22 protein-coding genes (1 of these 22 only partly in view) are annotated in these 23,760 nt (G+C 61.4%); 10 read left to right on the top strand and 12 right to left on the bottom strand.

Annotated elements, in window-relative coordinates; genetic code table 11:
* Positions 1-59 precede the first annotated feature (59 nt).
* A complete protein-coding gene (locus RTCIAT899_RS00200) occupies positions 60-791 on the bottom strand; it encodes a response regulator transcription factor (protein WP_197923095.1) in 732 nt (243 codons plus the stop codon).
* A gap of 350 nt (positions 792-1,141) precedes the next feature.
* Between RTCIAT899_RS00200 and RTCIAT899_RS00205 the strand changes: the two genes are divergently transcribed.
* The 3 genes from RTCIAT899_RS00205 to RTCIAT899_RS00215 all read left to right on the top strand — a co-directional run bounded on the left by RTCIAT899_RS00205 (position 1,142) and on the right by RTCIAT899_RS00215 (position 4,200).
* Positions 1,142-2,752 (top strand): phosphoenolpyruvate carboxykinase, encoded by a 1,611-nt coding sequence (locus RTCIAT899_RS00205; RefSeq protein ID WP_015338206.1) that lies wholly within the window; start codon positions 1,142-1,144, stop codon positions 2,750-2,752.
* 118 nt (positions 2,753-2,870) lie between these two features.
* The gene (arfB, locus tag RTCIAT899_RS00210) at positions 2,871-3,305 is read left to right on the top strand and encodes an alternative ribosome rescue aminoacyl-tRNA hydrolase ArfB (protein WP_015338207.1); all 435 of its coding nucleotides are present in this window, start codon (positions 2,871-2,873) and stop codon (positions 3,303-3,305) included.
* 286 nt (positions 3,306-3,591) lie between these two features.
* Positions 3,592-4,200, top strand: a complete 609-nt coding sequence (locus RTCIAT899_RS00215; protein ID WP_015338208.1) for an alpha-ketoglutarate-dependent dioxygenase AlkB family protein — start codon at positions 3,592-3,594, stop codon at positions 4,198-4,200.
* Positions 4,201-4,203: 3 nt separating this feature from the next.
* Here RTCIAT899_RS00215 and coaA read toward each other — a convergent pair whose 3' ends face one another.
* The 7 genes from coaA to hisB are packed head-to-tail and all read right to left on the bottom strand — an operon-like array spanning position 4,204 to position 8,872.
* A complete protein-coding gene (coaA, locus tag RTCIAT899_RS00220; RefSeq protein ID WP_015338209.1) occupies positions 4,204-5,199 on the bottom strand; it encodes a type I pantothenate kinase in 996 nt (331 codons plus the stop codon).
* Positions 5,200-5,206: 7 nt separating this feature from the next.
* Complete coding sequence (locus RTCIAT899_RS00225) at positions 5,207-5,521, bottom strand: phosphoribosyl-ATP diphosphatase (protein WP_015338210.1); 315 nt, start codon at positions 5,519-5,521, stop codon at positions 5,207-5,209.
* 14 nt (positions 5,522-5,535) lie between these two features.
* Positions 5,536-6,324, bottom strand: coding sequence for an imidazole glycerol phosphate synthase subunit HisF (gene hisF / locus RTCIAT899_RS00230; RefSeq protein ID WP_015338211.1), 789 nt, complete (start codon positions 6,322-6,324; stop codon positions 5,536-5,538).
* Positions 6,321-7,064, bottom strand: a complete 744-nt coding sequence (gene hisA / locus RTCIAT899_RS00235; RefSeq protein WP_015338212.1) for a 1-(5-phosphoribosyl)-5-[(5-phosphoribosylamino)methylideneamino]imidazole-4-carboxamide isomerase — start codon at positions 7,062-7,064, stop codon at positions 6,321-6,323. Before hisA ends, hisF begins: the two co-directional genes overlap by 4 nt.
* A gap of 25 nt (positions 7,065-7,089) precedes the next feature.
* Positions 7,090-7,740: an imidazole glycerol phosphate synthase subunit HisH gene (hisH, locus tag RTCIAT899_RS00240; RefSeq protein WP_015338213.1), complete on the bottom strand. Its 651-nt coding sequence runs from the start codon at positions 7,738-7,740 to the stop codon at positions 7,090-7,092.
* A 2-nt stretch (positions 7,741-7,742) separates the two neighbouring features.
* Positions 7,743-8,240 carry a DUF2628 domain-containing protein gene (locus RTCIAT899_RS00245; RefSeq protein ID WP_041677139.1) on the bottom strand — a complete coding sequence of 166 codons (498 nt, stop codon included), beginning with the start codon at positions 8,238-8,240 and terminating at the stop codon, positions 7,743-7,745.
* Between the two features lie 23 nt (positions 8,241-8,263).
* Positions 8,264-8,872: an imidazoleglycerol-phosphate dehydratase HisB gene (gene hisB / locus RTCIAT899_RS00250; protein WP_015338215.1), complete on the bottom strand. Its 609-nt coding sequence runs from the start codon at positions 8,870-8,872 to the stop codon at positions 8,264-8,266.
* Between the two features lie 212 nt (positions 8,873-9,084).
* On the opposite strand from hisB, the gene hslV reads away from it, so the two are divergent.
* The 6 genes from hslV to RTCIAT899_RS00280 all read left to right on the top strand — a co-directional run bounded on the left by hslV (position 9,085) and on the right by RTCIAT899_RS00280 (position 18,298).
* The gene (gene hslV / locus RTCIAT899_RS00255; protein ID WP_015338216.1) at positions 9,085-9,612 is read left to right on the top strand and encodes an ATP-dependent protease subunit HslV; all 528 of its coding nucleotides are present in this window, start codon (positions 9,085-9,087) and stop codon (positions 9,610-9,612) included.
* Between the two features lie 44 nt (positions 9,613-9,656).
* Entirely contained in the window at positions 9,657-10,967 is a 1,311-nt protein-coding gene (hslU, locus tag RTCIAT899_RS00260) for an ATP-dependent protease ATPase subunit HslU (protein WP_015338217.1), read from the top strand.
* 163 nt (positions 10,968-11,130) lie between these two features.
* Positions 11,131-12,084, top strand: coding sequence for a DUF1402 family protein (locus RTCIAT899_RS00265; RefSeq protein ID WP_015338218.1), 954 nt, complete (start codon positions 11,131-11,133; stop codon positions 12,082-12,084).
* A 117-nt stretch (positions 12,085-12,201) separates the two neighbouring features.
* Positions 12,202-13,596 carry a cytochrome P450 gene (locus RTCIAT899_RS00270; protein WP_015338219.1) on the top strand — a complete coding sequence of 465 codons (1,395 nt, stop codon included), beginning with the start codon at positions 12,202-12,204 and terminating at the stop codon, positions 13,594-13,596.
* A gap of 408 nt (positions 13,597-14,004) precedes the next feature.
* On the top strand, positions 14,005-16,008 hold the full coding sequence (locus tag RTCIAT899_RS00275) for a hydantoinase/oxoprolinase N-terminal domain-containing protein (RefSeq protein ID WP_015338220.1): 2,004 nt from the start codon (positions 14,005-14,007) through the stop codon (positions 16,006-16,008).
* A 118-nt stretch (positions 16,009-16,126) separates the two neighbouring features.
* Positions 16,127-18,298 (top strand): malate synthase G, encoded by a 2,172-nt coding sequence (locus RTCIAT899_RS00280; protein ID WP_015338221.1) that lies wholly within the window; start codon positions 16,127-16,129, stop codon positions 18,296-18,298.
* A gap of 252 nt (positions 18,299-18,550) precedes the next feature.
* Here RTCIAT899_RS00280 and RTCIAT899_RS00285 read toward each other — a convergent pair whose 3' ends face one another.
* Positions 18,551-19,225: a L,D-transpeptidase gene (locus tag RTCIAT899_RS00285; RefSeq protein ID WP_041677749.1), complete on the bottom strand. Its 675-nt coding sequence runs from the start codon at positions 19,223-19,225 to the stop codon at positions 18,551-18,553.
* A gap of 181 nt (positions 19,226-19,406) precedes the next feature.
* Here RTCIAT899_RS00285 and RTCIAT899_RS00290 point away from each other — a divergent pair, with 181 nt between their 5' ends.
* Positions 19,407-19,943, top strand: a complete 537-nt coding sequence (locus RTCIAT899_RS00290; protein WP_015338223.1) for an MmcB family DNA repair protein — start codon at positions 19,407-19,409, stop codon at positions 19,941-19,943.
* Positions 19,944-20,003: 60 nt separating this feature from the next.
* Here RTCIAT899_RS00290 and RTCIAT899_RS00295 read toward each other — a convergent pair whose 3' ends face one another.
* The 3 genes from RTCIAT899_RS00295 to hrpB all read right to left on the bottom strand — a co-directional run.
* Positions 20,004-20,591, bottom strand: coding sequence for an ActR/PrrA/RegA family redox response regulator transcription factor (locus RTCIAT899_RS00295; RefSeq protein WP_015338224.1), 588 nt, complete (start codon positions 20,589-20,591; stop codon positions 20,004-20,006).
* A 75-nt stretch (positions 20,592-20,666) separates the two neighbouring features.
* Complete coding sequence (locus tag RTCIAT899_RS00300) at positions 20,667-21,959, bottom strand: ActS/PrrB/RegB family redox-sensitive histidine kinase (RefSeq protein ID WP_184462103.1); 1,293 nt, start codon at positions 21,957-21,959, stop codon at positions 20,667-20,669.
* A gap of 47 nt (positions 21,960-22,006) precedes the next feature.
* Positions 22,007-23,760 carry the 3' portion of an ATP-dependent helicase HrpB gene (gene hrpB / locus RTCIAT899_RS00305; RefSeq protein WP_041677140.1) on the bottom strand. 739 nt of this gene lie beyond the right edge of the window, so only the last 1,754 of its 2,493 coding nucleotides appear in the window; its start codon lies off the right edge, out of view; the stop codon is at positions 22,007-22,009.

Here is a 23,760-nt window from a genome sequence, read left to right on the forward strand (position 1 = left end):
CTCTTATTCCATCGTCCGCCGTATGGTCCAGTTAACTATCCGTATGGTCTAGCTAACTATTATGCAGCTTCGCGGAAACGGTAGCCGACGCCATACAGCGTCTCGATCATATCAAAATCGAGGTCGACCATCTTGAATTTCTTGCGCAGCCGCTTGATGTGGCTGTCGATCGTGCGGTCGTCGACATAGACCTGCTCGTCATAGGCCGCATCCATCAGCGCATCGCGGCTCTTGACGACGCCGGGGCGCTGGGCAAGCGAATGCAGGATGAGGAATTCGGTGACGGTGAGCGTCACCGGCTCGCCCTTCCAGGTGCAGGTATGGCGTTCCTGGTCCATGACCAGCTGTCCGCGTTCCAACGAGCGGGCCTGCTGTGCAGCACCCGGCTTGGCGGCCGCTGCGCCGCCGGCAGCATTTGCGGCTTCGCGAGCGGACGCACGGCGCAGAACGGCCTTGACGCGCTCGACCAGCAGGCGCTGCGAGAATGGCTTGGTGATGAAGTCGTCGGCGCCCATCTTCAGGCCGAAGAGTTCGTCGATTTCCTCGTCCTTCGAGGTCAGGAAAATCACTGGTATATCGGATTTCTGCCGCAGGCGGCGCAGAAGTTCCATGCCGTCCATGCGGGGCATCTTGATATCGAAGATCGCCAGTTGCGGCGGCCGGGCCAAAAGGCCGTCCAGCGCCGAGGCTCCGTCCGTATAGGTCTCTACCTTATATCCCTCTGCTTCCAAGGCAATCGAAACGGAAGTCAGGATATTGCGGTCGTCGTCAACGAGCGCGATTGTCAACATGGTGTTCGTCTCCGTCATCAGTGCGCGTCTCCCGGATTTGGAATCCAGCCCAGGCGGTCTGCCAGCTCGGTCGGCGGTAACCTGGCGCGCTTATGGGGATAAAGGTGGAACAAATTGTGGCAAAGATAAAGGGGAGGATTGTTGCGGAGAAAAACCCTTGCGCAAGGGTTGTGTGACGTAACGTCCCTCTGCCTGCTATTCAAACGATTTAAAATTATGGAAATTTATTTAAATCGATTAAATAACTGATATCATTAAATATTTCTCGCATCTGGCTCTTGTGCTTTTAAAAAGACCTCTCTACGCTTTAGACAATTCTAACGGCCAAGCCCCTTGTAGAGGAAAAAGTGATGGAGCAATTCGGCGTCCGCAATCCCGCGACTGAACTGGGATCGATCGGCCTGGGAGCCGCCGCCAGTGTGCGTTACAACCTCATGGAAGCCCATCTTTACGAAGAGGCGATTCGCCGTTGCGAGGCTGATCTGACCGCCGATGGCGCGCTCAGGGCCTTGACCGGCCAGCACACCGGCCGTTCGCCGAAGGACAAGTTCGTGGTGCGCAACGCCACCACCGAAGATCAGATCTGGTGGGACAACAACAAGCCGATGTCGCCGGAGCACTTCGAGCTCCTGCATGAGGACATGCTGGCCCATGCCCGCGGCAAGGACCTGTTCGTGCAGGATCTGATCGGCGGTGCCGATGCTGAATACGCCTTGCCGACGCGCGTCATCACCGAATTCGCCTGGCATTCGCTGTTCATCCGCAATCTGCTGATCCGCCCCGATCGCTCTGAGCTCGAAAGCTTCGTACCGCAGCTGACGATCATCGACCTGCCAAGCTTCCGCGCCGATCCGGAGCGTCACGGTTGCCGCACCGAAACAGTGATCGCCTGTGATTTCGTCAATGGCATCGTCCTGATCGGCGGCACCTCCTATGCCGGTGAGATGAAGAAATCGGTATTCACGGCGCTGAACTACATGCTGCCGGAACGCGGCGTCATGCCGATGCATTGCTCGGCCAATGTCGGCCCGGAAGGCGATGCGGCGATCTTCTTCGGCCTGTCGGGTACCGGCAAGACAACGCTGTCGGCCGATCCCACCCGTACGCTCATTGGCGACGACGAGCATGGCTGGGGCGAAAACGGCATCTTCAACTTCGAAGGCGGCTGCTACGCTAAGACCATCCGTCTTTCAGCAGAAGCCGAACCTGAAATCTACGCCACGACCCGCCGTTTCGGCACCGTCTTGGAAAATGTCGTGCTCGACGAGCATGGACGGCCGGATCTCGACGATGGCTCGCTGACGGAAAACACCCGCAGCGCCTACCCGCTGCATTTCATCCCGAATGCCTCGGAATCCGGTGTCACCGGTCATCCCGAGACGATCATCATGCTGACGGCGGACGCTTTCGGCGTCATGCCGCCGATCGCCAAGCTGACACCGGATCAGGCGATGTACCACTTCCTGTCCGGCTACACCGCCAAGGTCGCCGGCACGGAAAAGGGCGTCGTCGAGCCGGAAGCCACCTTCTCGACCTGCTTCGGCGCTCCCTTCATGCCGCGCCATCCGGCTGAATACGGCAACCTCCTCAAAGAGCTGATCGCCCGCCGCGGCGCCCGTTGCTGGCTAGTCAACACCGGCTGGACCGGCGGTGCTTATGGCAAGGGAAGCCGCATGCCGATCAAGGCGACGCGTGCGCTGCTCGCGGCCGCCCTGAAGGGCGATCTCGACAATGTCGAATTCCGCACGGATGCGAATTTCGGCTTCGCGGTTCCGGTCGCGGTGGAAGGCGTCGATACAGCGATCCTCGACCCACGCTCCACCTGGGCCGATGGCGAAGCCTATGATGCGCAGGCCAAGAAGCTGGTGCAGATGTTCGTCACCAACTTTGCGAAGTTCGAGGATCACGTGGACGGCAATGTCCGTGATGCGGCCCCTGGGATGCCGGTTGCTGCGGAATAATCATCCAGAGCGGGAATGACTCACGTGAAACCCGGCGGCCAGTTCGCCGGGTTTCATTTTATCCGGCAGTAGTTTTCAACCGCGCATCAATGTGGGATAGACAGGCGCGGAGAAAATCATGGCCAGCGAAGCGCTTTACATTAACGACCGGATCACGATTGCCGGCTGGGAGCTGACGGAACAATTCGTTCTGGCGGGCGGTCCCGGCGGTCAAAACGTCAACAAGGTCGCGACCGCAGTCCAGCTTTTCTTCAACGTCCAGAATTCCCCCTCGCTGACCGACCGCGTCAAGGCGAATGCGATCAGGCTTGCCGGCCGTCGTGTGTCCAAGGAAGGCGTTCTGATGATCGAGGCCAGCCGCTTCCGCAGCCAGGATCGCAATCGCGAGGATGCGCGCGAGCGGCTGAAGGAACTGATCCTCGGAGCCGCCGCCCCGCCGCCGCCGCCGCGCCGAAAGACCAAGCCGACGAAGGGGTCGATCGAGCGCCGGCTGAAGGAGAAATCCGGGCGCTCCGAGGTCAAGAAGATGCGCAGCAAGGTCGGCGGCGATTAGATTGGGTTTCGGGCTGCAGTCTTAGTCTGGGTGGGCCAAGATAGCTTCCCAGGCGAGTGCAATTTGGCGGAAGCTAGGTGCCTGGCCCCTCATCCTAGCCTTCTCCCCGCAACGCGGGGAGAAGGGACGACAGCGTGATACAGCGGGTTTCTTCTTTCTGATAGCCTGCTTGAGGCACGAAAGACTCCCTCGCCCCGCTTGCGGGGAGAGGGCTGGGGTGAGGGGCCATGCAGGAAGGCGAGGCGAGGACGCATTCACCTGACCAGCGATACCATCAGGAAACAAAATGCTGCTCCCTAACGGAATTCGCCATCTCCCCGGATATCTCGACCGCCCTGCCCAGGAAGCGCTGGTCGAGGCGATCCGCACCGTCGTGGCAGAGGCGCCGCTCTACACACCGGTCATGCCAGGCACCGGCAAGGAAATGTCCGTGCGCATGACCAATTGCGGTTCGCTCGGCTGGGTGACGGACAAGCAGCGCGGCTATCGCTATCAGCCGACCCATCCGGTCACCGGTCGCCCATGGCCGGCCATGCCGCCGCAATTGCTCGATCTCTGGCGCGATATAGCAGGCTATGAAAAGCCGCCCGAAGCCTGCCTTGTCAATTTCTATGGCAACGATGCCCGCATGGGCCTGCATCAGGATTGCGACGAACAGAATCTCAAGGCGCCCGTGCTGTCGGTCTCGCTCGGCAATACCTGCCTCTTTCGGGTCGGAGGTCTCAACCGCAACGATCGCACGCTATCCTTCAAGCTTGCGAGCGGCGATATCGTCGTTCTCGGCGGCGAAGGAAGATTGTGCTTCCACGGCGTCGATCGCATCTATCCGGCAACGTCGACATTGCTGAAGAACGGCGGACGCATCAATCTGACGTTACGGCGCGTTCAGCCCTGAGCCTCAGAGTTTCCTGAGTGCTACCTGCTCGATCAGGTGATTCTTGCCCTTCTGCAGGATGAGATCGGCGCGCGGCCGCGTCGGCAGAATGTTCTGGCGCAGGTTCTTCAGGTTGATGTTCTTCCAGAGCCCCTCGGCGATCGCCAGCGCCTCTTCCTCGCTGATCGAGGCATAGCGGTGGAAGAAGGAGTTGGGGTCGCGGAAGGCGGTCTCGCGCAGTCGCATGAAGCGGGCGACATACCAGTTGTGGATGAGCTCCTCGTCGGCATCGATATAGATCGAGAAGTCGAAGAAGTCCGAGACCATCGGCACGATCTTGCCATCGGCCGGCAGATGCCGCGATTGCAGCACGTTGATGCCCTCGAAGATCAGGATATCCGGGCGGTCGACCGTCTTGAATTCATTCGGCAGCACGTCGTAGACGAGGTGCGAATAAGAAGGCGCCTGCACATTCGGCTGGCCGGCCTTGATCGCCGAGAGGAAACGCAGCAGCGCTGCGGTATCATAGCTTTCCGGAAAACCCTTGCGCTGCATCAGGTTGCGGCGCTGCAATTCGGCGTTCGGATAGAGAAAGCCGTCCGTGGTGACCAGATCGACCTTCGGGCTCGACGGCCAGCGGCCCAGCAATTCCTTCAGGATACGTGCTGTCGTGGACTTGCCGACGGCGACCGAACCGGCGATGCCGATGACGAAGGGCGTCTTGGCGATATCGGAGAGGCTGAGGAAGCGATTGCGCTGCTCGAAGAGGATCTGTGAGGATTCCACATGCGAGGACAAAAGCCGCGACAGCGACAGATAGATGCGTCTGACTTCGTCGAGATCGATCGGGTCGCCCATGGAGCGCAGCCGCTTCACTTCGTCTGATGTCAGCGTCAGTGGCGTGTCCGCCCGGAATTTCGCCCATTCTTCCGAGGAAAAGAAATAGTAGGGCGAATAGGCTTTCGCCTGGAAAATATCGAGCGTTTCGGGTGCTGGCTGGCTCTTGGTCGCTATTGTCATCGCGTTCTTACCGGCTGGCCTTTTCCTGAAGGCCCGATTGGGCGGTGCGCCTTTCGAGCTCACCCATGACATTCTCTAACGGAATGCCGGCAATCTTCAATACGACCAGAAGATGATATAGCAGATCGGCCGCCTCATAGGTAAGATTGTCGCGATCGTTGGTGACCGCTGCCATCACGGCCTCGATCGCCTCCTCGCCCAGTTTCTTCGCCGCTTTCGGCTGGCCGGCGGCAACAAGCTTCGCCGTCCAGGATTCATCCGGCGAAGCCTTGGAGCGTTCCTCGACGATTCGTTCGAGGTCGGAAAGGGTAAATCCGCTCATTGGTCCGCTGTCTCCTAATCCAGCCGCATCGGAATGCCGCGCTCGGCCATGTAGCGTTTTGCCTCACCCACTGAATAGGTGCCGAAATGGAAGATCGAAGCGGCAAGCACCGCCGTCGCATGGCCTTCCTTGACGCCGGCAACGAGATCGTCGAGATCGCCGACGCCGCCCGACGCAATGACGGGCACGCGCACCGCATCGGCGATCGCCCGCGTCAGCTCCAGATCGTAGCCGACCTTGGTGCCGTCGCGATCCATGGAGGTGACGAGCAGTTCGCCGGCGCCGCGCTCGACCATCTTGCGGGCAAAATCGACCGCGTCGATGCCGGTCGCGTTGCGGCCGCCATGGGTATAGATCTCCCAGGCGCTCATATTGTCGCCGCCGGGCGCCTCGGTGCGTCGCCGCTTGGCGTCGATGGAAACAACGATGCACTGGTTGCCGAACTTGTCGGCCGCTTCGGCAACGAAATCGGGATTGTTGACTGCCGCCGAATTGATCGAAACCTTGTCGGCGCCGCAGAGCAGCAGCTTGCGGATATCGGCGATAGTGCGCACGCCGCCGCCGACCGTGACCGGCATGAAGCATTGCTCGGCGGTGCGGGCCACCACGTCGAAAATGGTGTCGCGATTGTCGGAGGAGGCGGTGATGTCGAGGAAGCAGAGCTCGTCGGCACCGGCCGCGTCATAAGCCTTCGCAGCCTCGACCGGATCGCCGGCATCGATAAGATTGACGAAGTTGACGCCCTTGACGACGCGGCCGTCCTTGACGTCGAGGCAGGGGATGACGCGGGCTTTCAGGGTCATTGCGCTGCCTCCTTGGCCTGCCTGATCAGGGCCAGTGCCTCTTTCGGATCGATCCGGCCATCATAAAGCGCGCGGCCGGAAATCGCACCTGCCAGTTTGCGGGCATCCGGTTGGATCATCCGGCGAATATCATCAAGCGAGGCGAGGCCGCCGGAGGCGATGACGGGGATGGAGACGGCGTTTGCCAGTTCCAGGGTCGAATCCCAGTTGATTCCCGTCAGAATGCCGTCGCGGTCGATATCGGTATAGATGATCGCGGCAACGCCGACACCTTCGAATTTCTTGGCGAGTTCGATGACGCCGAGTTCGGAGGCCTCCGCCCAGCCCTCGACCGCCACCTTGCCGCCCTTGGCATCGATGCCGACAGCGATATGGCCCGGATAACGCCGGCAGGCTTCGACAACGAGTGCCGGATCGCGCACGGCCACGGTGCCGAGGATGACGCGGGCAAGCCCGCGCGACAGCCAGTTTTCAATATGGTCGAGCGTGCGGATGCCGCCGCCGAGCTGCACCGGATTCTTCGTCGCCTTGAGGATGGCATCGACGGCGGCGCCGTTGACGGTCTCGCCGGCGAAGGCGCCGTTGAGATCGACGACATGCAGCCATTCGAAGCCCTGGTCTTCAAAGGCTTTCGCCTGGGCACCGGGATCGGGGTTGTAGACGGTTGCCTGCTCCATGTCGCCGAGCTTGAGGCGCACGCATTGGCCGTCCTTGAGGTCGATAGCGGGAAAAAGTATCATGATGTCTGTCCTTTAAGCGCGAGCCTTACGGCTTCCAGCGCAGGAAATTGGCGATCAGGGCAAGGCCGAGCTTCTGGCTCTTTTCCGGATGGAACTGCGCGCCGGCGATATTGTCCCGGCCGACAAAGGCCGTCATCGGCCCACCATAGTTCGTCGTCGCGATGACATCGTCGCCGTGGTCGGCGGCCAGATGGTAGGAATGGACGAAATAGGCGTGCAAGCCGTCCGGCCCGGTCTCGATTCCATCGAAGAGCGCGTGCGGGTGGCGGATATCCAGCGTGTTCCAGCCGATCTGCGGGATTTTCAGGTTGGGATCGCTCGGCGTCATTTCCTTGACGTCACCCTTGATCCAGCCGAATCCGTTCGTGATCGTCTTTTCCAGCCCGCGCGACGACATCAGCTGCATGCCGACGCAGATGCCCAGGAAGGGGCGGGCCTTATGTTCCACGACATCGATGACGGCTTCCGCCATGCCGGAAACGGCATCGAGGCCACGGCGGCAATCGGCATAGGCGCCGACGCCGGGAAGCACGATGCGGTCGGCTGTAGCGACGCGCTCGGCGTCATCGGTCAGGTCGATCTCTGCGTCGATGCCTGCCTCGCGGGCAGCCCGTTCGAAAGCCTTGGTGGCCGAGCGCAGATTGCCGGAACCATAGTCGATAATCGCGACGCGCATGATCAGCGTCCTCCGTCATAGCCGGGAAGGCCGAAGCTCGGGCCTGGGCGGCTGGTATTCGTGTTTGTGGCCGAGATATCCCAATTTTTAGGGTGGATATCCGGGTTTGGCTTCTGCTCGAACTCGGAAAAGTGGATTTCCTCCGCTGTCGCCAGATCGTGTGCCGAGACGAGGTTTTCAACCTTCCAGCCGCGGCTGATGAGACGATCGCTGATCGCGTGGCGACCCTCAAGAGCCGCAAGGACGTGAACACCAAGCAGAAGCGCGGCTCCCGCGGCGAAAAAACCCGGCTGACGCATCAGTTCCAGCCCAATACCCTGCAGCAGAAAGGCGGCAACCGCATGCAGCCACAGCCGATGAAAGAGCATCCAGAGCGTCGGAAATAGGAACGCCGTCCACGAAAAACCGTCACGGATGAATCGCGTCTCATTGCGATACCGATCCGATATTTCGGATCGGCTCAGTGCTCCGGGTGCAGTCAAAATCAGATAGCTTGCCATTCTTCACTTCCCCAGGTTGGGGCTCAGGCGAGCGTGCCCTTCGTCGAGGGCACCCGGCCTGCCTGCCGCGGATCGATCTCGGTTGCGGTGCGCAATGCGCGCGCAACGGCCTTGAAGCACGTCTCGGCTATATGGTGATTGTTGGCGCCATAATGGTTGAGGATATGCAGCGTGATGCCGGCATTTTGCGCGAGCGCCTGGAAGAACTCGCGCACCAGTTCGGTATCGAAGGTGCCGATCTTCGGCGCGCTGAACGAAACGTTCCACACCAGGAAAGGCCGTCCGGAAAGATCGACGGCCGCCTTGGTCATCGTCTCGTCCATGGCAAGGTCGATCGAGGCATAGCGTGTGATGCCGCGCCGGTCGCCGAGCGCCTTGGCAATGGCCTGGCCGATGGCGATGCCGGTATCCTCGACAGCATGGTGGTCGTCGACATGCAGGTCGCCCTTGGTGTCGATTTCCATGTCGATCAGCGAATGTCGCGAAAGCTGTTCCAGCATATGGTCGAAGAAGCCAACGCCGGTCGAAATCGTCGACTTGCCGCTGCCGTCGATGTTGACGGACACGGAGACGGAAGTCTCGTTGGTCTTGCGGGAAACGCTTGCCGTGCGGCTCGCTGCGGTCTCTGCCATGGGCTGCTCCATCGGAATACGGCCGTTCCTTATCAGGCGTATCGAGAAATATCCAGAAGTTACGCGCGCCCTCGCGTCTTTAGCCGGCTGGCATGCCTCAATCCGGTTTAGCTGCCATTTGCAATCGCCAAAAGCACTCTTACATAGGTGCTGACGGGGCCGAAACGCGGCCCGGCAGAAAGCCCGCCGGAACGGGGGCAAACAGGTGTTAAATGACGACAATCGTGACTATTCGCAAGAACGGCAAGGTCGTGATGGCTGGTGATGGCCAGGTCAGCCTTGGCCAGACCGTGATGAAGGGCAATGCGCGCAAGGTTCGCCGCATCGGCAAGGGCGATGTCATCGCCGGTTTCGCCGGCGCGACCGCCGATGCCTTCACCCTGCTCGAGCGCCTTGAAAAGAAGCTCGAACAATATCCCGGCCAGTTGATGCGCGCCGCCGTCGAGCTCGCCAAGGACTGGCGGACCGACAAATATTTGCGCAACCTCGAAGCCATGATGCTCGTGGCCGATAAACAAGTGACGCTCGCCATCACCGGCAATGGCGATGTGCTTGAGCCCGAACATGGCGCACTCGCGATCGGCTCCGGCGGCAATTATGCGCTCGCTGCTGCCCGCGCACTGATGGACAGCGATAAATCCGCCGAGGATGTCGCCCGCCGCGCCCTCGATATCGCCGCCGACATCTGCGTCTACACCAACCACAATGTGGTCGTGGAAACGCTCGACGCCGAAGTCTAATTTCCTCTCTTGATTGTTTCTAGCCCTGATAGGGAACATGCGAAATGACCACTTTTTCCCCCCGCGAGATCGTTTCCGAGCTCGACCGTTATATTGTCGGCCAGCATGAGGCCAAGCGCGCCGTGGCGATTGCCCTGCGCAACCGCTGGCGCCGCCAGCAGCTCGAGCCCGATCTGCGCGACGAAGTCATGCCCAAGAACATCCTGATGATCGGCCCGACCGGCGTCGGCAAGACGGAGATTTCCCGTCGTCTCGCCAAACTCGCCGGCGCGCCCTTCATCAAGGTCGAAGCCACCAAGTTCACCGAGGTCGGCTATGTCGGCCGTGACGTCGAGCAGATCGTCCGCGACCTGGTCGAAGTCGGCATCGGCCTGGTGCGCGAAAAGAAGCGCGCCGAGGTGCAGGCCAAGGCGCATATGAGCGCCGAAGAGCGTGTGCTTGACGCGTTGGTTGGCGCAACCGCATCGCCGGCGACGCGCGACAGCTTCCGCAAGAAGCTGCGCGACGGCCAGCTCGACGATAAGGAAATCGACATCGAAGTGGCCGACACCGGCTCCGGCATGCCCGGCGGTTTCGAGATCCCCGGCATGCCCGGCGCCAATATCGGCGTGCTCAACCTCTCCGAAATGTTCGGCAAGGCCATGGGCGGCCGCACCAAGAAGGTGCGCACGACAGTCAAGGATTCCTACAAGGAACTGGTCCGCGACGAATCCGACAAGCTGATCGACAACGAGGCGATCCAGCGCGAAGCCGTGCAGTCGGCCGAGAATGACGGCATCGTCTTCCTCGACGAGATCGACAAGATCGCCGCCCGCGATGGCGGCATGGGTGCCGGTGTCTCCCGCGAAGGCGTGCAGCGCGATCTGCTGCCGCTGGTCGAAGGCACGACGGTTTCGACGAAGTATGGTCCAGTGAAGACAGACCATATCCTCTTCATCGCCTCGGGCGCCTTCCATGTGTCGAAGCCTTCGGATTTGCTGCCGGAATTGCAGGGTCGCCTGCCGATCCGCGTCGAGCTGAAGCCGCTGACCAAGGAAGACTTCCGCCGCATCCTGACCGAGCCGGAAGCCAGCCTCATCCGCCAGTACAAGGCGCTGATGGAAACGGAAGACCTGAAGCTTGATTTCACCGACGACGCGATCGACGCACTTGCCGATGTCGCCGTGCACCTGAATTCCACCGTGGAGAACATCGGCGCACGCCGTCTGCAGACGGTGATGGAACGCGTGCTCGATGAAATCTCCTATAATGCCTCGGACCGTGCCGGCGTATCGGTGACCATCGATGCCGCCTATGTCCGCGAGCATGTCGGCGATCTCGCCACCAACACCGACCTCTCCCGCTTCATCCTCTAAGCAAGCGGTCGGACGCGATTTAAAATAGTAAACACTCGACAGCGGGCCGTTAACTTTTTAGTTAGGGGCCCGTTTCTTTGTGTCGTATGGCTTTATTCGGCCAAGATTATCCGTCAGGGACCGGCACGGAAACATGGGTTGAAACTTCGACAGGACGGCCATCTTGCGGCGCATACTGATCACTCTTCTTCTGGCGGTTGTCAGCTTCTCCTGGCTTCCCGCATACGCCGATGCGGCGACCTCGGTGCCTCCGGGCAACCGCAATGCCGAGCAGCCGCCGGTTCCCGGCGCTTCGGTCCGGCGCACGCGCGGCACGAATTCTACCTTCGACCGCAAGTATCAGAAGGTCCGCGAGCTTCTGGCGACCGATACGAAGCTGATGTCGAAGATCAAGTCGACGGCGCGGGCCTATGGCATCGATCCGATCCATATTATCGGCGCGCTGGTCGGCGAGCATACCTACAATGTCGACGCCTATGACGGTCTGCAGTCTTACTACGTCAAGGCGGCGTCCTATGCCGGCCAGAGCTTCCGCTTCGCCTATAATGGCGAGAACGTCGACGATTTCGTTGCGCGGCCGCAATTCGATGCCTGCAAGGGCAAGGGTGATTCCTACAGCCTCTGGACCTGCCGAGAGGATGTCTGGGAAGACGACTTCCGCGGCAAGACCGTCGGCGGCACATCCTATCCCGACAATCGCTTCAGCGCGGTCTTCTTCCAGCCCTTCTATGCCGGTCAGACTTTTGGCCTCGGCCAGGTCAATCCGCTGACGGCCCTTGAGCTATCGGATCTCGTCAGCCGCACCTCGGGCATCCCGAAGCTCAGCGAGAAGGATGCGGGCGGCGTCTACAAGGCGATCATGGACCCGGACCTGTCGCTCGCCTTCGTCGCGGCCTCGATCCGCAAGTCGATTGACGACTACCGCTCGATCGCCGGCATGGATATCTCAGGCAATCCCGGCATCACCGCGACGCTCTACAATCTCGGCAATTCCCGCAAGCGCGCCGCCGCTCTCGCCGCCAAGAACCGTGGCTCTTCGCAGCCGGTCTGGCCGGAAGAAAATTACTACGGCTGGCTCATCAATGATAAACTGAGCGACCTGAAGTCGCTTTTATAAGCGCGTAACGCGACGTTTATCGCCTGGATTTGGTGGGCGGCATTCCCCATATCGGACGGGTGCGCAGCTCCAGCTGCACTCGTTCTAGCAAAGTCTGGTTTCGAGGAGTGTTGATCCATGGATATGATTCCGGAAGCCTTCTCCCCGCCGGCGCCTATCCCGCGCACCGTGCCGCCGTCGCGCTTGACGATCATCCGCACGATCCTGCGCAATCCGCTGGAACTCTGGGGCGAGCCTTCCTATACGCTGCCCTGGATCAAGACCAAGTTCTTCAACGAGCGGACGCTGATCGTCAACGATCCCGGCCTGATCAAGCATGTCCTGGTCGACAATGCCGCCAATTATCGCATGGCCGATATCCGCCAGCTCGTGCTCCGCCCGATACTGCGCGATGGCCTGCTGACGGCGGAAGGGCCGGTCTGGAAGCGCTCGCGCAAGGCTGTGGCACCGGTGTTCACGCCACGTCACGCACAGGGCTTCGCCGGCCAGATGCTGAGCCAGAGCCTGGAATATCTGCAGAAATACGAGGACATCGGCGCGGAGGGCGCCGTGTTCGATATTGCCACCGACATGACCGAATTGACCTTCGCCATCCTGGCAGAGACCCTGTTTTCCGGCGAGATACTCACCGAAGGCGAGCATTTCGCCGATGAGGTCAATGAGCTCCTGCATCGCATGGGCCGGGTCGATCCGATGGATCTTTTGCGCGCCCCTGCCTGGGTGCCGCGCATCACCCGCATCGGCGGCCAGCGCGTGCTCGACAAGTTCCGCGGCATCGTCCGCACCACCATGGATCAGCGGCTGGACAAGATGCGCCGGGATCGCGCCAGCGCGCCGGATGATTTCCTGACGCTGCTGCTCGAAAAGGCCGGTCCGGATGGACTGACCATGGAGGAGATCGAGGACAATATCCTCACTTTCATCGGCGCCGGTCACGAGACGACGGCCCGCGCGCTGGCCTGGACGCTCTATTGCGTCGCCAACAGCCCGCATATTCGCGATGCCATGGAAGAGGAAATCGACCGGGTGCTCGCAACCGATGCGAAGCCGGTCGCCTGGCTCGACCTGATGCCGCATGTCCGCGCCGCCTTCGAGGAGGCGATGCGCCTCTATCCGCCGGCACCGTCGATCAATCGCGCCGCCATCGCTGATGACGAATGGACAAGCGCCAAGGGCGAGCGGGTGACGATAGAGAAGGGGATCACGGTCCTGATTATGCCCTGGACGCTGCATCGCCATGAACTCTACTGGGAAAAGCCGCGCGCCTTCATGCCCGAGCGCTTTCTTCCGGAAAACCGGGCGAAGATCAATCGCTTCCAGTATCTCCCCTTCGGCGCCGGTCCGCGCGTCTGCATCGGCGCGACTTTCGCGCTTCAGGAGGCGGTCATTGCCCTCGCCGTCATGATGCGCCGCTTCCGCTTCGATACGACTGACGAGACCGATCCCTGGCCGGTGCAGAAGCTGACGACCCAGCCGCGCGGCGGTCTGCCGATGCGGGTGACAAGGCGATAGTGGGCGGGGAGACCGTAGTAGCCTCGAATATGACGCACCTTCATTACCCCCTCTGTCGCTTTCGCGACATCTCCCCCACAAGGAGGGAGATTGTTGGGAGTTTGACGCTCGTTATCCACAAAATGGCAAGCTGCGATTTCAACAAGGTCGATGTTTGCTCTAGGCGAGTGGGCGCTGCAGGTTACCAATCTCCCCCCTTGTGGGGGAGATGTCGCGATAGCGACAGAGGGGGGTGCGCAGCCTCCAGGAACACACCGCCGACAGTAAGTAAAGAACAGCCTAAACCAATGAAATTGCTTTCTCGCCCGCCAAGGGCGAGATAGGCTCTGCGTTCGCCGCGTCGCTCATGTCTTCATTGGCGTTGTGAAAGTTCATAGTCATTACCCGGTTCAGAGGTTTTATATCAGCGTGACGTCTCATTTCCTGCTCGGCATCGATACGGGTGGAACCTACACCGATGCCGTTCTCTTCCATGAAACCGATGGCGTGATCGCCAAGGCGAAATCGCTGACCACGCGGCATGATCTTGCCGTCGGCATTGCCGGCGCTGTCGATGCCGTGATTGCCACGGCCAAGATCCCCGTCTCAGCCATCGGCCTCGTCTCGCTGTCGACGACGCTCGCCACCAATGCGCTTGTCGAAGGGCAGGGCGGCCGCGCCGGGCTGGTCATGATCGGTTTCGGCCCCGAGGATCTCAAGCGTGATGGCCTTGCGGAAGCGTTGGGCTCCGATCCTGTGCTGTTCCTCCCCGGCGGCCACAATGTTCACGGCAATGAAAACCCGCTCGATCTGGCAGCGTTGCAGGAGGCCTTGCCGGAGCTGGCGAAGTCTGTGTCGTCCTTTGCCGTCGCCGGCTATTTCGCCGTGCGGAATCCGGCTCATGAAATCAGGGTGCGCGATTGCATCCGCGAAATCTCACATCTGCCGGTCACCTGCAGCCATGAGCTCTCTTCCAAATTGGGCGGACCGCGCCGCGCCCTGACGACGCTGCTCAATGCCCGACTCGTCTCGATGATCGATCGCCTCGTCGGCGCCTGCGAAGGTTTTTTGGCGACACGCGGCATTTCGGCACCGATGATGGTGGTACGCGGCGATGGCGCCTTGATTTCGGCCGATGAAGCCAAGCTGCGGCCGATCGAGACGATCCTCTCGGGTCCGGCGGCAAGCCTCGTCGGCGCGCGCTATCTCACCGGCCTCGACAATGCCGTCGTTTCCGATATCGGCGGCACCACCACCGACGTCGCCGTCATGGAGGATGGTAGGCCGCGTCTCGATGCCGATGGTGCCGTGGTCGGAGGCTATCGCACCATGGTCGAGGCCGTTGCCATGCGCACTTATGGCCTTGGCGGCGATTCCGAAGTGAAGATCAACGACCGCGGCCTCGTCGCCGCCTTCGAACTCGGCCCGCGCCGCTTGTTGCCGCTGAGCCTCGCCGCTCACATGCATGGCGATGCCGTCTTGAACGTCCTGGAGCAGCAGCTGCGGGCGACGCATCTCGCCCGCAATGCCGGCCGCTTTGCGCTGCGCACCGGCGTGCCGGATCATCTGGCAAGCGGCCTCAGCGGCCCGGAGCAGGCGTTGTTCGATCGAATCGGCGCCGTTCCCATTGCGCTCGATAAGCTTCTGACGATGACATCGCAGAAGGCAACTTTGGACCGACTGGTGGCGCGCGGCCTCGTCCATCTGGGCGGCCTGACGCCTTCCGATGCCATGCACGTGCTCGGCCGGCAAAACCAGTGGAATGCAGAGGCTGCCCGCCGTGGGCTTGCGCTGGCGATGCGGCTGAAGGATGGTTCGGGACGTCTCATCGCTGAATCTGTCGAGGAATTGGCGCAGAAGATCGTCGATCGCCTCACCCGTCAGTCGGCCGATGTCATTCTCGCCGCCTGCCTTGCCGAAGATGGCGTGGCCGATCTGGATCCCGCGAAATCCATTTCCATCGATCGCGCCCTTCGCCGTGCGCCGGGGATTGCCCGCTTTGCCATTTCGCTCGATCGGCCGCTTGTCGGCCTCGGTGCTTCCGCTCCGGTCTATTATCCCGCCATTGCCGAGATGCTGGCGACCGAGAACGCCATTCCCGGCGATTCGGATGTGGCGAATGCCGTCGGTGCCGTCGTCGGTCAGGTCCGCACCAGCGTCACCGTTTTCGTCACAATGCCGGAGGATGGCATCTATGTGCTGAACGGCGCCGGCGAAAGTCTGCGCTTCACCGACGAGGATCGGAGCTTCGCCGATGCCCGCTCGCGCGCCGTCGAGGCGGCAATGGCGCAGGCAAGGCTGAACGGTGCCGTGGATCTGGTGGTTGCGGTGGACGAGCAGGTGGATGCGCCCGAGGTGGAAGGCAGTCGCAAGCTGATCGAGGCCCGGTTCGTGGCGACCGCTACGGGCCGTCCCCGTATCGCTGCGGACTAATTATTTCCCGAGTGGCATAAATCTTTCGAACTATTGCCAAATTGACAGAAGTGAAACCGTGAGCAAAGTGGCAACATGTAAAAATTGAGCCGTGGAACGGCCTTGAGGAGTATATGGCATGAGCCGCATTGAAAAACACGGGCTTCAGATCGAACAGGTCCTCTACGATTTCCTCGTCAAGGAGGCGCTACCGGGTTCGGGCGCGGATGCGGAGGCCTTCTTCGCCGGCTTTTCCAAGATCGTCCACGATCTCGCGCCAAGGAACCGCGAGCTTCTCGCCAAGCGCGACCGCATGCAGGAAGCACTTGATGACTGGTACCGCAAGAACGGCGCCCCTGTCGATCTTGCTGCCTACGAAGCCTTCCTGCGCGAGATCGGCTATATCGTGCCCGAAGGCCCGGCCTTCACGATCTCGACCGCCAATGTCGACCCGGAAATCTCAGAGACCGCCGGCCCGCAGCTCGTCGTTCCCGTCATGAATGCCCGCTATGCCCTGAATGCGGCCAATGCCCGCTGGGGATCGCTCTACGATGCCCTCTACGGCACCGATGCCATTCCGGAGACCGATGGCGCCGAAAAGGGTAGGGGTTATAACCCCAAGCGCGGCGAGAAGGTCATCGCCTGGGTTCGTGATTTCCTGGATTCCGCCGTGCCACTTACCGGTGCCAGCTGGAAGGATGTCACCGGCCTTGCCGTGAAGGATGGCGCCTTAGCGGTTACGACTGATGGCGGTGCGGTAAAGCTTGCCGACGGCAGCCATTTCGCCGGCTATCTCGGCGATGCCACTACCCCCACTCATATCCTGCTGCAGCAGAACGGCATCCATATCGAAATCGTCATCGACACAACCACGGCCATCGGCAAGTCCGACCCGGCCGGCATTTCCGATGTCCGCCTGGAATCGGCAATCACGACGATCATGGACTGCGAGGATTCGATCGCAGCCGTCGATGCCGAGGACAAGGCCGAAGTTTACCGCAACTGGCTCGGCCTGATGAAGGGCGATCTGACAGAGGAAGTCGTCAAGGGTGACAAGACCTTCACGCGCCGGCTCAATCCTGATGTCGTCTATACGGCACCGGATGGCAGCACCTTCGATCTGCATTGCCGTTCCCTCATGCTGGTCCGCAATGTCGGCCACCTGATGACCAATCCAGCCATCCTCGACCGTGACGGCAACGAGGTGCCTGAGGGCATCATGGACGCTGCCATCACCGGCCTGATCGCGCTCTACGATATCGGCCCGAACGGCCGCCGCAAGAATTCCCGCACCGGCTCGATGTATGTCGTCAAGCCGAAGATGCACGGTCCCGAAGAAGTCGCCTTCGCGGTGGATATCTTCTCGCAAGTCGAGGACCTGCTTGGGATGCCGCGCAACACCATCAAGATGGGCATCATGGACGAGGAGCGTCGCACGACGGTCAACCTCAAGGAAGCCATTCGCGCCGCCCGCGAACGCGTCGTCTTCATCAACACCGGCTTCCTCGATCGCACCGGTGATGAAATCCATAGCTCGATGGAAGCCGGCCCGATGATCCGCAAGGGCGATATGAAGCAGGCGGCCTGGATCGGCGCCTATGAGAACTGGAATGTCGATGTCGGCCTCGAATGCGGCCTTTCCGGCCATGCCCAGATCGGCAAGGGCATGTGGGCCATGCCGGACCTGATGGCGGCCATGCTCGAGCAGAAGATCGCCCATCCCAAGGCCGGCGCCAATACCGCCTGGGTGCCGTCCCCGACCGCCGCCACGCTGCACGCCACCCATTACCATCGTGTCAACGTTGCCGACGTCCAGAAGAGCCTGAAGAGCCGCGCCCGCGCCAAGCTTTCCGACATCCTCTCCGTGCCCGTCGCCTCGCGGCCGAACTGGACGCCGGAGGAAATCCAGCGCGAGATCGACAATAACAGCCAGGGCATTCTCGGCTATGTCGTGCGCTGGGTGGATCAGGGCGTAGGCTGCTCCAAGGTGCCTGACATCAACAATGTCGGCCTGATGGAAGACCGAGCCACCCTGCGTATCTCAGCGCAGCATATGGCGAACTGGCTGCATCACAAGGTCATCAGCCAAGCGCAGATTGTCGAAACGATGAAGCGTATGGCCGCCGTGGTTGACCAGCAGAATGCCGACGATCCCAATTATATTCCCATGGCCGGCAATTTCGACGGCTCCGTCGCCTTCCAGGCCGCCCTCGATCTCGTCCTCAAGGGACGCGAGCAGCCGAACGGCTATACCGAACCGGTCCTGCATCGCCGCCGCATCGAACTGAAGGCAAAGCAGGCGGGGTTATAATCCATTTTAATGTCTCGCGGCGGAGCCCCGGCAGGTTTCCCTCGCCCTGAGCGGAGAGGGCAGGGTGAGGGGGCGTTGCCGCGAAAAAGAAATGCTCCTGCTTCCAACGAACTATTTCTTTGCTGCATTCCCCCTCATCCGCCCTTCGGGCACCTTCTCCCCGCGGGGAGAAGGAGGGACGGCTGCCAGCCCCAAATAAAAAGGCCGCCGGATACCGATCCGGCGGCCTTTTTCAATCCGAATGTCCAGTGATTACTGGACCACGACAACCTTGGTGCTGCGGCCCGGAAGAACGCGGCTGTAGAGATCGATTACGTCCTGATTGATCAGGCGGATGCAGCCGGAGGAGGCGGCGGTGCCGATCGAAGCCCATTCCGGCGTGCCGTGCAGGCGGAACAGCGTGTCCTGGCCCTTTTCGTTGTAGAGATACATGGCGCGCGCACCGAGCGGGTTCGACAGGCCCGGGTTCATGCCGCCATCGACATACTTGGCGATTTCCGGACGGCGGACAGCCATTTCCTTCGGCGGATGCCAATTCGGCCATTCCTGCTTCCAGGCTACGTATGCAGTGCCGGACCAGGAGAAGCCCTGCTTGCCGACGCCGATGCCGTAGCGCATCGCTTCGCCATTGCCGAGGATGTAATAGAGGTGACGCTCGCGCGTGTTGACGATGATCGTGCCTTCGGCCTCATCCGTCTTGTATTCGACGATCTGACGGCGGAACTGCGGCTTCACCTTCTGGATCGGGATCGCCGGCAGCTGAAAGCCGTTGTCGGTCGTCACACCATAATCGCCATCGAACGTCTTGATGGTCTCGGTAGCCGAATTTGCGGTAGCGGCCGGCGCTGCTGCGGCGGCGGTGGCATAGCCAGCCGATGCGAGCATTGCGACAAGGCCGAGTGCGGTCATAGCATTACGGATGCGCATGGAAGTCTCTTGAATTTTCGTGGCGGGAAACGGATGGCTATCAACCATCTTTGTCTAAAGTTTATTTTCCATTAAACTTGGCTTTGCAAGCTGCTCTGGCCCTACAAAAATAGCGCCGGCGCGCAAATTAGAAGGACATGGTTTTTTTGCAACAACGCCAGGCCTGTTCCCGAGACAATTCATGACGATTTTGAACGTTTACAATAACAATCCGTTAATAGATGGCCGGCAGTCGGAACGGGCCATGCTTGTACGCAAGGGCGTGCAACTATTACTGCACGACATGCGCCACGCCGTGCTACCCGAGTTGCCGCTCGCGAGCGGTCGCCGCGCCGATCTCATCAGCCTTTCGGAGAAGGGCGAGATCTGGATCATCGAGATCAAGACCTCGATCGAGGATTTCCGTGTCGACCGCAAATGGCCCGAATACCGGCAGCATTGCGACCGGATGTTCTTCGCGACGCATAAGGACGTGCCGCTGGATATTTTTCCGGAGGATTGCGGGCTCTTTCTGTCAGATGGTTATGGCGCCCATATGATCCGCGAGGCGCCGGAGCATCGCCTGCCGCCGGCGACACGCAAATCGGTAACGCTCAACTTCTCCCGCGCCGCAGCCCAGCGCCTAATGCTGGCCGAGTGGGCAACGGGTAAAGATTTTGCCTTCTCCCCTCGGGCAGAAGGTGCCCAAGGGACGGATGAGGAGGGCGAGAAGCTTTAGCTTCGAGCGTTTTTTGTAACTCGCGCTTACAGCGTCCTTCTCCCGAAACAAAAGTGCGCTCTATTTCGGCGCCCGCTTGGCAAGGATCCGCTGCAAGGTGCGGCGATGCATGTTGAGGCGCCGGGCCGTCTCCGAAACATTGCGCTCACACATTTCATAGACGCGCTGAATATGCTCCCAGCGCACGCGGTCCGCCGACATCGGATTTTCGGGCACTTCAGCCTTTTCGCCGGGGCGCTGCGTCAGGGCGGCATAGACGTCGTCGGCATCGGCGGGCTTGGCGAGATAGTCGAGCGCGCCGAGCTTGACGGCGGTCACTGCCGTCGCGATGTTGCCGTAGCCCGTCAGCACCACAATATGCGTGTCGTCCCGCCGCTGGCGGATGGCTTCGATCACATCGAGCCCGTTGCCATCGCCGAGGCGAAGGTCGACCACGGCATATTTCGGCGGGGTCGCCTTGGATTTGGCAACGCCTTCCGCGACGGATTCCGCCGTCTCGACTGCAAAGCCGCGTGTCTCCATTGCCCGCGCCAGCCGGCGCAGAAAGGGACCGTCGTCATCGACGATCAGCAATGTGGCATCCGGGCCGATATGGGCCTCGGCATCCTTGGCCCCTGCTTGCGGGGCCACGCTTTCCTTATCCGTCATTTTATCTTCTATCCCGGCGACCATCCGCCTGCATATTCAACCGATTTTGACGATGGCAGTTTTAAGCCGCGAAAATCATTTTGTCGAATTACTGTCGATTAATACGCGCGGCCATTCGACGCGGACGCGCGCTCCCGGCGTCTCCGCATCGCGATTACCGAACGAAAGTGTGGCGCCAGAGCGCTCGAGCAGCGTCTTGGCGATGAAGAGCCCGAGCCCCAGGCCGCCTGCCGTGTCGTCGCGCTGGCGGGAGGTGACATAAGGTTCGCCGATCCGCGCCAGTATTTCCGGCGAGTACCCGCCGCCGTCGTCCTCGATGATAATGGTCAGAGTTTCGGCGGTGTATTCCACCGTGACGGTCACAGTCTTGCGGGCGTAGTCGACCGCATTTTCGATGAGGTTGCCAAGGCCGTACATGATGCCGGCATTGCGTGATAGAACAGGCTCGCCGGAGCGGGGACTCCTTTCGATGAGTTCCAGGTTGATTCCGAATTCGCGGTGCGGCGCGATGATCTCTTCCATCATCGAGGATAGCGTCAGCCGCCGCATATGCGCCTCATCCTCGGAAGAGAGTGTCGTCAGCCGCCGCAGGATGTCGCGGCAACGCTCGCTCTGGCTGCGCAGCAGCGCCACGTCCTCGCGGAACCGGTCGTCTTCTCTGAGCTCGCGTTCCATCTCCTTGGCGACGACGCTGATCGTCGCAAGCGGCGTGCCGAGTTCGTGTGCGGCCGCTGCCGCTAGCCCGTCGAGCTGCGACAGATGCTTTTCCCGCTGCAGCACCAGTTCGGTTGCAGAGAGCGCGTCTGCAAGCTGCGAAGCCTCCATGGAGACGCGATAGGCATAGAAGGCGGCAAAGGCCATGGTGGAGGCGATGGAACACCAGACGCCGAGCTGCATCACGCTGTGCACGTTGACGGCAACACCCTCGTACCAGGGGAGCGGGAAGGGCGAGAAGGCGAGGCCGCTAATGCAGATCATCGCAAGTCCGATCAGCGGCATGCTGTAGCGGATCGGCTGCGAGGCGAAGGAGATGATGACGGGCACGCAGACCAGCACAGAGAAAGGGTTGGCAAGCCCGCCGGTGATCAGCAGCAGCCCGCAGAGCTGCAGAAGATCGAGACTGAGCAGCGCGAAAGCCGCCGGCGGTTCCAGCCGGTGTGTCGGCGGATAGCGCAGCGTCAGGAAGAAGTTGATCCAGGCAAGGCAGGCGATCAGCACGCAGCACGGCAGGAGCGGCATTGGAAATTTCAGCCAGAAGGCGACGATCATCACCGTCACCGTCTGGCCGCCGACTGCCAGCCAGCGCAGGCGCACCAGTGTCTGCAGCCTTAGCCGCCGGCTGGTATGGTGGCCCTCCTGTGCCTTCATTTCGGCTTCGGAGAGTTTTTCCAGTCCCCGGAAGAAGCGTGCCATCGTCAGGTCCCTCTTGGCTTGGCGCGTGTCGTCGGCAAGGCCTCGGCCGGATCTTCCGGCCATGGATGCCTGGGGTAGCGGCCGCGCATGTCGGCGCGGACCTCCTTCCAGGATCCCGCCCAGAAGCCCGGCAGGTCGCGCGTCGTCTGGATCGGGCGATGTGCCGGCGATGTCAATTCCAGCACCAGCGGCAATCTGCCGCCGCCGATGGTCGGATGCTGCTTCAGCCCGAACAGCTCCTGCACGCGGATGGTGAGCAGCGGCTCCTCGCCGTCATATTGTATGGGATGGCGCTGACCGGTGGGTGCCTCGAAATGCGTCGGCGCCATTCGGGCGAGATCGCGCTGCAACTCGTGCGGCACCAGCGACATCAGTCCATTGGAGAGTCCGCCGGCCGAGATATCGGAGAGGCCGCGCACATCGCTTTGAAACGGGGTGAACCATTCGTCGAGTCGGCCAAGCAGCGCCTCGTCGCTCATATCGGGCCAGGGCTCGCCGACAGTCCTGTATAAGAAGCCGATCCTGTCCCGCAGCTGCATCGATTCCTTGGAGAAAGGCAGGACGTCAATGCCGAGTTCGCGAATACCTTCGGCCAGCGCTTTGGCCGCCTGTTCACCGGAGGGGCGGGGCAGGGGCGTTTCCTCGAAGATGATGGCGCCGAGCCTTGTCGCCCGCCGCGCCCGCACCTGTCGGCTCGCTTTATCGAAAAAGCTTTGATCTTCGGTGCGGATTTCGCCCGGCAAATGCTCTTCGACATCGGCGCGGGAAATCTCCGCCGCAGCAAGAATACGCGCCTGCGCCGCACGGCCGGTGAGGTCGGCAATGACAAGCATCTGCGATCCCGCCAGCCGCTCGGTCTCCGCCAGTTCCGCGCCGCGCCCATTGGCCATGACGAATCGCCCCCGCCCGCCGCGCTGCAGCGCGATTCGATCGGGAAAGGCGTGCAGCAGCAGCGCACCGGCAAGCGATGGAATGGAAGCGGCGGAACCGCCATTGCTGCCGGCGGCCTGCGCGAGACGTCCGGCCAGCCGGCGCGCCGCCTCGGCCCGCTCGCCCTTTTCCGCCTTGAAGCGCCGCAACCGATCTTCCAGATCGATGCCCTGGCCGCCAAGCCCCTGTTCCGTCAGCAGCACGGCAAGCAGCGCCGCCTCGCGCGCCTGGCCGAATTCGCCAGCGGAAATAACCATGGCCGCAAGTCGCGGAGGTAGGGCGAGCTCGCGCATAAGTCGGCCGCGCGCCGTCAGCCCGTTTTCCGCGTCGAGCGCACCGAGCTGCCGCAGGAGGGTCCGCGCCTCGGCGAGTGTCGTTGCCGGCGGCTGGTCGACGAAAGAAAGCGTTGCCGGATCCTGCACGCCCCAATGAGCGAGATCGAGCGCGAGGCCGGAAAGGTCGCTCGAAAGTATCTGCGGTGGCGTAAAGGCCGGAAGCGCCGCCGTCTGGCCCGGATGCCACAAGCGAATGGCGATACCCGGCTCGGTTCGCCCGGCGCGGCCGGCGCGCTGATCGGCCGAGGCGCGAGAGACGCGCACCGTTTCGAGCCGCGTGATGCCAGTCGAAGCCTCGAAAACAGGTAGGCGCTGCAGACCACTGTCGATGACGATACGCACGCCGTCTATGGTTATGGAAGTTTCGGCGATCGATGTGGCGAGCACGATCTTGCGCGTGCCCTGCAGCGCTGGCTGAATTGCCGCATCCTGCTCCTTCTGACTGAGATTGCCGTAGAGCGGCGCGATCATCGTCTCCGGCCCGAAGCGGC

The sequence above is a fragment of the Rhizobium tropici CIAT 899 genome, assembly GCF_000330885.1.
GTDB lineage: Bacteria > Pseudomonadota > Alphaproteobacteria > Rhizobiales > Rhizobiaceae > Rhizobium > Rhizobium tropici.